Source organism: Streptomyces sp. sk2.1, from assembly GCF_008120935.1.
Classification (GTDB): Bacteria; Actinomycetota; Actinomycetes; order Streptomycetales; family Streptomycetaceae; genus Streptomyces.
On sequence record NZ_RDBO01000046.1, the window covers coordinates 1 to 9,775 of the forward strand.

Sequence of the window (9,775 nt, forward strand, 5' to 3'; positions counted from 1 at the left end):
CGGGCGGCGGCCCGGCGTTGTCAGTGGTGGCCCGTACGGTCAAGAACCATGGAACCGGTGACATCGCCGTGGGAGTCACGGGAGCGGGTGGAGTACGTCCAGGGGCTCGTCGACGAGGGCGACCCGGCAGCGCTGTCGCGCGCCCTGCTCCTCCCGGGGAGCGGATGGTGGGACGACGGCCTCGGCGTCATGGCCGTGCTGCGCGGCCTGCCGGAGGACCGACGGCTCGGGCTGGCCCGGTCGTTCGCCGGGCACCTGACCCCGGAATGGATCGGCACCGATGCGGGGAAGCGCGCTCCGGTGCTGCTCGCCGCCGTGTCGCGAGGTTTCGCGCAACGCTCCTGGTGCGACGCCTGGGAGGCCCTGTTGAGGGACAAGGCGGACCGGCTCTGGTCCTGCGGGACGGAGGACGACCTGTGGACCTGCGCCCACGCGCTGCTGGACGCGGGCCGGCAGCCGCACGACGAGGTCGTCGGACTGCTCCGCCGCTCGGCCCTGGAGGGCTCCTGGCCGCGGGAGTGCGTGGAGCCGGTGCTCGGCCGGCTGCGCGGACCCGTGCTCAACCCCGGTGACCGCTGGGCCGACCGGGTCCTCGCCGAACTGCCCGTGCTCGGCGGTCCCTGGCACGCCCTCGTGGAGCACGCGCTGCGCGCACCGGCCGGACGCCCCGCCCGGTCCTGGGACCGCCGGGCACTCGCCCTCACCGATCCGCTCGGACCCGGACGGGTCCGGGACGCGGTGATCCCCTGGCTGGACCTCGCCGCCGAGGGCGGAGGACGCGACGACGGCGCCTACGACCCGTACAACCTGCCCGCGCTCATGGGCCTCGTACGGCTGCTCCCGCTGCTCCCGCCGTGCCCCGGATCGGTCCGCGTTCTTGGGACCCTGGTCGAACGCCCACCTCTGCGGACCTCGTTGACCGGTGCGGCCGTACGCGCCCTGGCCCGCCTCCCGCACGACCTGGGCCGGCCCGAACTGCACCGGCTGTCCAGCCGTGTCGGACACAAGCTGACCCGCAGACAGATACACGAGGCACTGGAGCCCTGAACACCGGTCCCGGCTCCGGCCCCGGGCGCCGCGCCCCGTCGTCCGGCCCGGCATCCGGAACCGCCCGGCCCCACATTCGGCCTCGGCCGAACGGTCTTCCCGGCCGCCGTGAGCTGCTGCGACCTTTCTCGTACGCCGAGGCGAGAACGGGACATGGTCATTCATATCCCGCTCTCCCTCCACAAGAGAGGGGATTTCCCATGAAGTTCAACCGTTCCCGGATCGGGGCCATCGCGACCGGTGTGATCGGCACCGCGATGATCGCCGGCACCGCCGCCCTGGCCGCTCCCGCCACCGCGGCACCGGCGGAAGGACCCGCCGCGACCAAGTACTGCGCGAAGGTGGTGGGGCAGAAGGACGCCTCCGGGAAGCTGGAGACGCTCCGCGAGTCGTGTTCGTCGAACTCCCTGGAAGAGGCCGGCCGGGGGCTTCGTCTCGCCGGGGGGACGAGGCTGATGACGTGGTACTCGGACGGCGGCTACAAGGGCAAGATGATCTCCGACATCTACGGCGACTACGGGACGTGCGACAGTGCGGGGTACGGGTTCGAGCCCAGCGACGACTGGAAGGACAGCCTCTCGTCGATCAAGGGATACGGCCAGTGCGACAAGCTCAAGCTGACCAACATCGCGGGGACCTACTCGAAGTCCTTCACCCTCCCGGAGAGCTTCGGTGACGAGATCTACAACAACAACGTCGGTTACGTGAAGGTCTGGCACGGCTGAGCCGACGGCTCCGGAATCCGTTTCCGACGGAGGCCGCCCGACGCGCGCTTCCCCGCGCGCGTCGGGCGGCCCGGCGTCCGGCTCCGCGGGCGGCGTCCTCCCGGGCTGCGATGGTGCCGCCGCCCGGTGGAACCGGTCAAGGGACGATCCGGGCCGCCCACTGTTCCGGCCACCCCGGTGGCTCCAGGAGCGCGCGGGGGCAGGGGAGTTGGTTGACTGGTCCGATGAACTCATCCTTGTTCGAAACCGTCGTCCCCGACCCGATCGCCTACCTCGACCGGGTCGCGGCCACCGGCCTGGGCCGGTCCTACAAGAAGCGGATGCTCGACGAACTGGGGATCCGGGCGGGGCTGACGGTGGCCGACCTCGGGTGCGGTCCCGGCACCGATCTCGGTGCGCTGGCCGACGCGGTCACCGCGACGGGGACAGTGATCGGCGTCGACCACGACGAGTCCGCGGTGGCGACCGCCGGGGAACGTACCGCCGGACGGGACAACGTGACCGTCCGGCTCGGCGATCTCCACGAACTGCCGCTGCCGGACGGTGGCGTCGACCGGGCCCGTACCGACCGGGTCCTGCAGCACGTCGCCGATCCCGCCCGGGCGCTCGGCGAGGCGTGGCGGGTGCTTCGGCCCGGCGGGCGGCTCGTCATGGGGGAGCCGGACTGGGGCACGCTGACGGTCGACCACCCGGACGGCGACCTGTCGCGGGCCTACACCCGGTACGTCACGGACGAAGTCGTCCGCAACGCCCGCATCGGCAGCCGGTTGCCCCGGCTGGCGGCGGACGCCGGATTCGCGGTGCCGACGGTCCTCCCGATCACCTCCGTGTTCCGGGACGTCCGCGCCGCCGACGAGATCCTCGGCCTGGAGCGCACCACACGGCGGGCCGTCGAGGCCGGGCACCTCACCGGGGAAGCGGCCCGGCGCTGGCTGGACCACCTCGCCGACGGTCCCTTCCTGGCGGCCGTGACGTTCTACGTCGTCGTGGCCGAACGCTGACCGGCCGCCGGCCCGGCGGCGGAGCGCCCGTGTGCTGAAATCTGGATGACCGGCCCGGGGCCCGCCGAAGGGCGTCGGGCCGTACCGGGCCGGCCGGCGGACCGGGTGAGGAACGGAGAGTGCGGCGATGGCGGGCGGACACGGCGGCGGGTTCGAGGACGGCGACGGGCGCGAGGCGTCACTGGAGGTGATGCCCGTCGGGGCACGGGTCGGGCTCAGGGCCTCGGCGCCGTCGGGCGGACTCTCGCTGAGCTGCACCCCCGACCGGGCCCGGGAACTGGCGGCGGCCCTCGCCCGTGCGGCGGACGAGGCGGAGAGCGCCCGGCCGGCGGAGCCCGTCACCGTCCCGGCGCGCGAGCTGCGGCGCGGGGACGTACGGGACGGCGACCGGACCATGACGGTGGAGGAGGTCAGGGTCGACGGGGCCACCGCCCACGTCACCTGGAGGTCGGGCGCCGGGCGCAGCTGGACCCAGGTGTACGACGCGGACGCCGGCATCGCGCTGCGGCAGCGGGCCGGAGGCGCATGACGGAGACCCTGCGGCCCGCCCGGCCGGACCCCCCTTGTACGAGGAGCGTCGTAATTTGACGGACGTCGTAGTACGGTGTGTATCGTACTAACGATTCTTCCGTACCCGTCGAAACGGAGTCCGACGTGAGTGCCCTCTTCGAGCCCTACACCCTGCGGTCGCTCGTCATTCCCAACCGGGTCTGGATGGCACCCATGTGCCAGTACAGCGCCGCTCCCGTCGGGCCGGACGCGGGCGTCGCGACCGACTGGCACTTCGCCCACCTCGCGGCGCGGGCCACCGGCGGCACCGGGCTCATCCTCACCGAGGCGACGGCCGTCAGCCCCGAGGGCCGGATCAGCCCCGCCGACCTCGGCATCTGGAACGACACCCAGGTCGCGGCCCTCCGTCGGATCACCGACTTCATCAAGGAACAGGGCTCCGTTCCCGGCATCCAGCTCGCGCACGCCGGGCGCAAGGCGTCCACGGCGGCTCCCTGGCTGGGCGGGGCCCCGGTCGGACCCGAGGCGCACGGCTGGACGCCCGTCGGCCCCAGCCCGCTGCCCTTCGACGACGGCCACCCCGTGCCGCACGAGCTGACCACCGAGGAGATCCGGGGCATCGTCGACCGGTTCCGCGACGCGGCGCGCCGCGCGGTCGAGGCGGGGTTCCAGGTCGCCGAGGTGCACGGCGCGCACGGGTACCTCATCGGCGAGTTCCTCTCCCCGCACAGCAACCGGCGCACCGACGAGTACGGCGGCAGCTTCGAGAACCGCGCCCGCCTCGCGCTCCAGGTCGTCGACGCGGTCCGCGAGGTCTGGCCGGAGGAACTGCCCCTCTTCTTCCGCATCTCCGCGACGGACTGGCTCACGGAGAACGACGAGGACGAGCGCGAGGGCTGGACCGTCGACGAGACCGTGCGGCTGGCCGCGGAGCTCCGGGCGCACGGCGTCGACCTGCTGGACGTCTCCAGCGGCGGCAACGCCCCGCGCGCCCGCATCGGGACCGGGCCGGGGTACCAGGTGCCGTTCGCCGAGCGGGTCAGGAACGAGACCTCGCTCCCCGTGGCGGCGGTGGGTCTGATCACCGAACCGCAGCAGGCCGAGAAGATCCTCACCGAGGGGCGGGCGGACGCGGTGCTCCTCGGGCGCGAACTGCTGCGCAACCCGTCGTGGGCCCAGCAGGCGGCCCGTGAACTGGGCGCCGACATCCGTGTCCCGGGCCAGTACCTCCGGGCGGTCTGACCGGGCCCGCTGGCCGATCGCCCCGAAGGACCCGCGAGCCGGAGGAATCGCCCTCGGCCCGCGGGTCCGGTCCGGCTACTTCAGGTACGGGCCCGCCGTGCCGATCCGGCCCGGGGCCGCGTTGCCGCCGCCCAGGTCGAGGACGTAGACCCGGAGGTTGCCCTTGCCGGGCGCCGCGACCGAGAGCCTGCCGTCCGACACCACCCGGGTGTCCCCGGTGACGGCGTCCTTGTAGGTGCCGTCGGGAATCCCGGTGTACGTGGCGCCGCCGGTGACGGTCACCAGCGCGAAGCTGTCGACCCCGCTCGCGGCGTCGGTGTAGCGGCGCTTGTACGCCATCGAGCCGGTGATGCCCTCGGTGGAGTACTGGCCCATCTGCAGCGCGGGCACGGCCCGCCGGATCGCGTTGAGTCGTTGCAGGTGCTTGACCAGTGGCTTCTCCAGCGTGCGGGCGACCTCGCCGGTGGCCGACGAGACCTTGCCGAAGTCGGATGCCGCGACCGTGCCGGCGAGGTGGTCGCCGTAGTACGCCCGGCCGGTGGTCGCCAGCGGACAGCTGGGCCCGCAGTCGATCTTCCGGCCCGCCCGGAACTCGATCTCGGAGCCGTAGTACAGGGTCGGGATCCCGCGGAACGTCCACATCAGCGACATGTTCTCGGCCCAGGCGTCGGTGCCGCCCGCGTAGCGCTCGCTGCTCTTGTTGGGGCCGTAGTCGTGGCTGTCGACGTACACGACGTTGTACGTCGCGTCGTTGTAACTGTCGTCGGAGTCCTTGCCGTTGTTGTACGCGTTGGCGGCGTCACCGAAGTTCATGTGCATCCGCATGTCGATGACGTTCATGCCGGAGAACCGGCTGTGGTCCGGGGTGCGGTAGGTGTTCCCGTCCAGGAAGGCGTTGGTGGACGTGGGCTGGGAACCGGTGCCCTGCTGCTGCTCGTGGTCGTACATCTCCAGGGCGGCCTTCGCGTCGTCGGCGTCGTACTCCTTGCGCTCCTTCCAGGTGTAGAACTGCGCCGAGTGGTTGACCGAGCCGCGGTTCCACTTGTCGTTGACGAAGGCGGCGACCTCGCCGAAGACGAAGAAGTTCTGCGCGGCCCGCGCACCGAACCGCGAGCTGACGCGCTCCTGGATCGCGGGCAGGAAGCGACGGTTCCAGGTGGTGCGGGGGATGTGCACGGCGGTGTCGACGCGGAAGCCGTCCACCCCCATGTCGATGTACTTGTCGTAGGCGCCGATCAGGTAGTTCTGGACGGGCGCGCTCTCGGTGTCGAAATCGGCCAGGTCCTCGTGCAGCCAGCAGCTGCGCGCGTCCTCGCCCTCCCAGTTGCCGATCCAGCAGTTGTGGTAGTACGCCTTCGGGAACATGCCGGAAGTGGGGTTCGGCCACTGGCAGTTGTAGAGCCTGTACCCCTCGGGGGAGGTGCCGCCCGTGGGCTTGCCCCAGTTGAGACAGGTGTTGCCCGAGGGTTCGGTGGTGGACCAGAGGTCGCCGTTGTAGTACGACTTCCCCGACTTGGTCTCGACGCTCACGCCGTCGTACTCGAAGCCCTCGTTCCGCTCGTCGTAGTACCAGCTCCACTGGTCGTCGCGGACCCCGTACACCGTCGGCGTGAACAGGCCCTTGGCGCCCCAGCGCGAGGAGTGGTTGTAGACGACGTCCTGGTAGATCTTCATGCCCTTGGCGTGGGCGGCGTTGATCAGGTCCTGGTACGAGGCGCCCGCGGACTCCAGCCGGCCGTCCACCTCGTAGAAGTCGTAGCCGTGATAGCCGTGGTAGTCGTAGTCGGACCGGTTCAGCACCACCGGGGTGATCCAGACGGCGGAGAAGCCCAGCCCCTTGATGTAGTCGAGCTTTTCGACCAGGCCCTTGAAGTCGCCGCGGAACATCGGGTCGTCGTTGGCCGCGTTGCCGGACTTCACGTGCTGGCTGCCGCCCCGGTTGTTGGAGGGGTCGCCGTCGTTGAACCGCGCGGTGAGCACGAAGTAGATCGGGTCCTTGCGCGGGTCGGTGCCCAGGGGCTTCCCCGCGGCCGGTGTGGCGGGCCGTTCCCCGGTGGTCGCGGTGGCGGGGGCCGACGCGGCGGACACGTTGCCCGCCGCGTCCACCGCCCTCACCGTGTAGCTGTAGGCCGTCCGCTCCTCCAGGTCCGTGTCGGAGTGGACGGTGGAACCGACATCGACGACCGTCGTGCCCCCGGTGCCGCCGGTCCGGGTGACCTGGTACTTGGTGACGCCCCGGTCGTCGGTGGACGGCTCCCACGTCAGTACGACCGACACCCCGTCCGCGTCGGCGGCGACCTTCGCCGGTGCGGACGGGGCCTCGGTGTCGGCCGGTTCCTCGGCGCACGGGTCCTCGGCGTCGGCGGTGACCGTGCCGTTCTCGACCGTCGACACGCCCGCCGGGATCGTGTAGTCACGGCCGCCGTTGTTGTCCCAGACCCCGTTGCCGTTGTTGAACGCGGCCCGCAGCGAGGCCCCTTCGGGGAGGTCGACGGACCGCTTCGTCCAGCCGGTGCAGGCCGGCTCCATGCCCACGCCCGGGACGGTGGTCCACGTTCCGCCCGAGGGCTGGTAGTGGATGTTGGTGGTGGTCCAGCCGACCGTCGCGGTCGAGTAGTAGACGGTGGCGGCCCCCGTGCCGGTCGGGGAGGGCGAGGGGTCCGGGCCGCCGGTGCCGGCGCACGGATCGCTGTGGGCCACGACCCCGTCCTTGACGGTGACGGCGCCGGTGCCCAGGGCGTAGTTCTTCCCCGCGTTGTTGTCCCAGACCCCCTTCCCGTCGTTGAACGTCGCGGACAGCCCGGACGCGGAACCCAGGTCGACGGTCTTCTTCACCCAGTCGGTGCAGGCGGCCTCCATCCGCACCCCCGGCACGGTCGTCCAGCTTCCGCCGTCCGGTGCGTAATGCAGGTCGTACGCCGCCCAGTTCTTCGTCTTCGTGTAGTAGAAGACCGTCGCGGTGTTCTCCGCGGCCGCCACGGGAACGGCGGCCGGAGCGTCGGACTCCGGTGCGGCGGTGAGAAGTCCCAGAATCCCTGCGGTGGCCGCGGCTGCCGCCAGGGGGCGTCTCAACAGCCGTAGGGGGGTGCGTTTCATCTGCGTCTCCAGGGGAGGGCCCACGGCCGGGCGGCCGGGGCGGCCAACGGCGCAGGCGCTCGACGACCGCCTGCGAGGTCCCGCCGGAGAACCCTGACGCGCCTCGGGGTTCGGGCGAGCAGTCCGTTCCGGACAGCAAGATCTGTCGGAATTTTTCTGCAATCTCTTGCGGCAAGGAAGGTACCGGGGCGTGACGGACGCGTAAAGGGTTGCGGCAGGGGCCGGGCGGTACGGGCCCGGGGAAGGCCGCAGCCGGGGAACGGGGGAGAACCGCCTGCGGCGCGCCGTGCCCCGCCGCACCACGCCTGCGGCGCACGTGCCCGCCCCGCGGTCCCCGCCGTCCCGACGTGCGCCCCCGATCCGCCTGCCGTAGCGTGAACCCGACGGCCACCCATTCCGTGGCGGAGCAGCGTCCGCCCACGAACGGCTAGAACTCAGTCTTCGACGGTCGGCCCGTCCGCGCCCGTTCCAGGGGTACCTGCACGGCGCCGGAATCCACCAGTGCTCCATCCCGCGCGACCGCGTATGCCGACGCGATGTCGCGCGCACAAAGCCGTGGTGGCCGCCTCCGGCCGACGAACACCCCCAGAAGAACCTTCGGGCCCGGCCGTGTGGACCATGCCCGCTAGGAGGAGTTCCATGGCGGTTCTCTGCAAGCCGGCCATCGCGGTTCCCGAGTACGTCATCACCAACGAGGAAACCCTCGATCTGGCCCGACAGCTGCACGGCGACCACCCGCAGATCGACCTGGTCCTTCGGCTGATCGAACACACCGGGGTGCAGAAAAGGCATCTGATCCAGCCGATCGAGAAGGTGTTGCAGCACCCGGGGTTCGACGCCCGCAGCATCACCTACGAGGAGCACACCAGGGCCCGGGTGCCGGCGGTGGTGCGCCGGGCGCTCGATCACGCCGAACTGGAGCCGGATCAGATCGACTTGATCGTCTACGTCTCCTGCACCGGCTTCATGATGCCGCCGGCCACCTCGTGGCTCATCGGCGAGATGGGCTTCCGCCCGGAGACCCGGCAGCTGCCGATCGCCCAGCTCGGCTGCGCGGCGGGCGGTGCGGCGGTGAACCGGGCCCATGACTACTGCACGGCCTACCCCGACGCCAACGTGCTGATCGTGGCCTGCGAGTTCTGCTCGCTGTGCTACCAGCCCACCGACCTGGGCGTGGGATCGCTGCTGTCCAACGGGCTGTTCGGCGACGGCATAGCCGCCGTCGTGCTGCGGGGCAGCGGCGGCACGGGGGTACGGCTGGAGCGCAACGGCTCGTTCGTCATCCCGGCCACCGAGGACTGGATCTCCTACGCGGTCCGCTCCACCGGATTCCACTTCCAGCTCGACAAGCGGGTGCCCGGCACCATGGAACCCCTCGCGCCGGCGCTGGAGGCGGTCGCCGAGGAGCACCAGTGGAACGCGGGAAAGATGGACTTCTACATCATCCACGCGGGCGGCCCGCGCATCCTGGACGACCTGAGCCACTTCCTGGACGTGCCGCCCGAGGCGTTCCGCTTCAGCCGCGCCACGCTCACCGAGTACGGCAACATCGCCAGCGCCGTGGTGCTGGACGCCCTCGGCCGCATGTTCGACGAGGCCTCGGCCCTCGACGGCCACCGCGGTCTGATGGCCGGCTTCGGCCCCGGCATCACCGCCGAGATCTCCCTGGGCACCTGGACGAGCGAGGCCGAGTCCTGACCCGTTCCCGCACCCGTCACCACCGTCCCGTTCTCCCCTCCCCGGTCCCGGGACCGGGGAGGGCTCCCCCTCCGCCCCGCGTGCCCGGACGGCGTTGTCGGTGCCGGGTGCCAGACTCGACGGCATGACCGAACGTTGGGCTCTGGCCATGACGGAGACCGGTGGTGCGCTCCTCGCCCCGCTGGCCCCCACCGGCCTGCCCGCCGCCCCGGTCGTGGCCGAGCCCGACCTCGTGGCCGCGGTCCGTTCCCGTCCGGACGTCGCGCGCTGGGTCTGGCGCTCCACCGCCGAGATCTACCCCCGGCTGCTCGCGGCGGGCAGGCCGGTGGGGGCCAGCGGGGCGAGGAGCGCACCACCGGTCTCCGTCATGGCCAGAGCCCAACGTTCGGTCATGCCGTCGAGTCTGGCACCCGGCACCGACAACGCCGTCCGGGCACGCGGGGCGGAGGGGGAGCC

7 protein-coding genes and 1 pseudogene are annotated in these 9,775 nt (G+C 71.7%); 7 read left to right on the forward strand and 1 reads right to left on the reverse strand.

The window, feature by feature from the left end; translation table 11 throughout:
- Positions 1 to 48: 48 nt before the first annotated feature.
- The 5 genes from EAO76_RS16300 (at position 49) to EAO76_RS16320 (ending at position 4,525) form a co-directional block, all read left to right on the forward strand.
- Positions 49 to 1,047, forward strand: a complete 999-nt coding sequence (locus EAO76_RS16300) for a hypothetical protein (RefSeq protein ID WP_148836691.1) — start codon at positions 49 to 51, stop codon at positions 1,045 to 1,047.
- Positions 1,048 to 1,247: 200 nt separating this feature from the next.
- Positions 1,248 to 1,772, forward strand: a complete 525-nt coding sequence (locus tag EAO76_RS16305) for a hypothetical protein (protein ID WP_148836692.1) — start codon at positions 1,248 to 1,250, stop codon at positions 1,770 to 1,772.
- 224 nt (positions 1,773 to 1,996) lie between these two features.
- Positions 1,997 to 2,773: a methyltransferase domain-containing protein gene (locus EAO76_RS16310; protein WP_148836693.1), complete on the forward strand. Its 777-nt coding sequence runs from the start codon at positions 1,997 to 1,999 to the stop codon at positions 2,771 to 2,773.
- Positions 2,774 to 2,900: 127 nt separating this feature from the next.
- Positions 2,901 to 3,302, forward strand: a complete 402-nt coding sequence (locus EAO76_RS16315) for a hypothetical protein (RefSeq protein ID WP_148836694.1) — start codon at positions 2,901 to 2,903, stop codon at positions 3,300 to 3,302.
- Positions 3,303 to 3,427: 125 nt separating this feature from the next.
- On the forward strand, positions 3,428 to 4,525 hold the full coding sequence (locus EAO76_RS16320; RefSeq protein WP_148836695.1) for an NADH:flavin oxidoreductase/NADH oxidase: 1,098 nt from the start codon (positions 3,428 to 3,430) through the stop codon (positions 4,523 to 4,525).
- Between the two features lie 75 nt (positions 4,526 to 4,600).
- On the opposite strand, the gene EAO76_RS16325 is transcribed toward EAO76_RS16320, so the two are convergent.
- Positions 4,601 to 7,621, reverse strand: a complete 3,021-nt coding sequence (locus EAO76_RS16325) for a carbohydrate binding domain-containing protein (RefSeq protein ID WP_148836696.1) — start codon at positions 7,619 to 7,621, stop codon at positions 4,601 to 4,603.
- Positions 7,622 to 8,260: 639 nt separating this feature from the next.
- Between EAO76_RS16325 and EAO76_RS16330 the strand changes: the two genes are divergently transcribed.
- The gene (locus EAO76_RS16330) at positions 8,261 to 9,319 is read left to right on the forward strand and encodes a type III polyketide synthase (protein ID WP_148836697.1); all 1,059 of its coding nucleotides are present in this window, start codon (positions 8,261 to 8,263) and stop codon (positions 9,317 to 9,319) included.
- Between the two features lie 124 nt (positions 9,320 to 9,443).
- Positions 9,444 to 9,775 (forward strand): annotated as a pseudogene (locus EAO76_RS46270) (hypothetical protein); the annotation flags it as partial.

Bases quoted from the DNA above. Each gene is read 5' to 3' on its own strand.
- EAO76_RS16300 (WP_148836691.1), top strand. From the start codon at position 49: ATGGAACCGGTGACATCGCCGTGGGAGTCACGGGAGCGGGTGGAGTAC.
- EAO76_RS16305 (WP_148836692.1), top strand. From the start codon at position 1,248: ATGAAGTTCAACCGTTCCCGGATCGGGGCCATCGCGACCGGTGTGATC.
- EAO76_RS16310 (WP_148836693.1), top strand. From the start codon at position 1,997: ATGAACTCATCCTTGTTCGAAACCGTCGTCCCCGACCCGATCGCCTAC.
- EAO76_RS16315 (WP_148836694.1), top strand. From the start codon at position 2,901: ATGGCGGGCGGACACGGCGGCGGGTTCGAGGACGGCGACGGGCGCGAG.
- EAO76_RS16325 (WP_148836696.1), bottom strand. From the start codon at position 7,621: ATGAAACGCACCCCCCTACGGCTGTTGAGACGCCCCCTGGCGGCAGCC.
- EAO76_RS16330 (WP_148836697.1), top strand. From the start codon at position 8,261: ATGGCGGTTCTCTGCAAGCCGGCCATCGCGGTTCCCGAGTACGTCATC.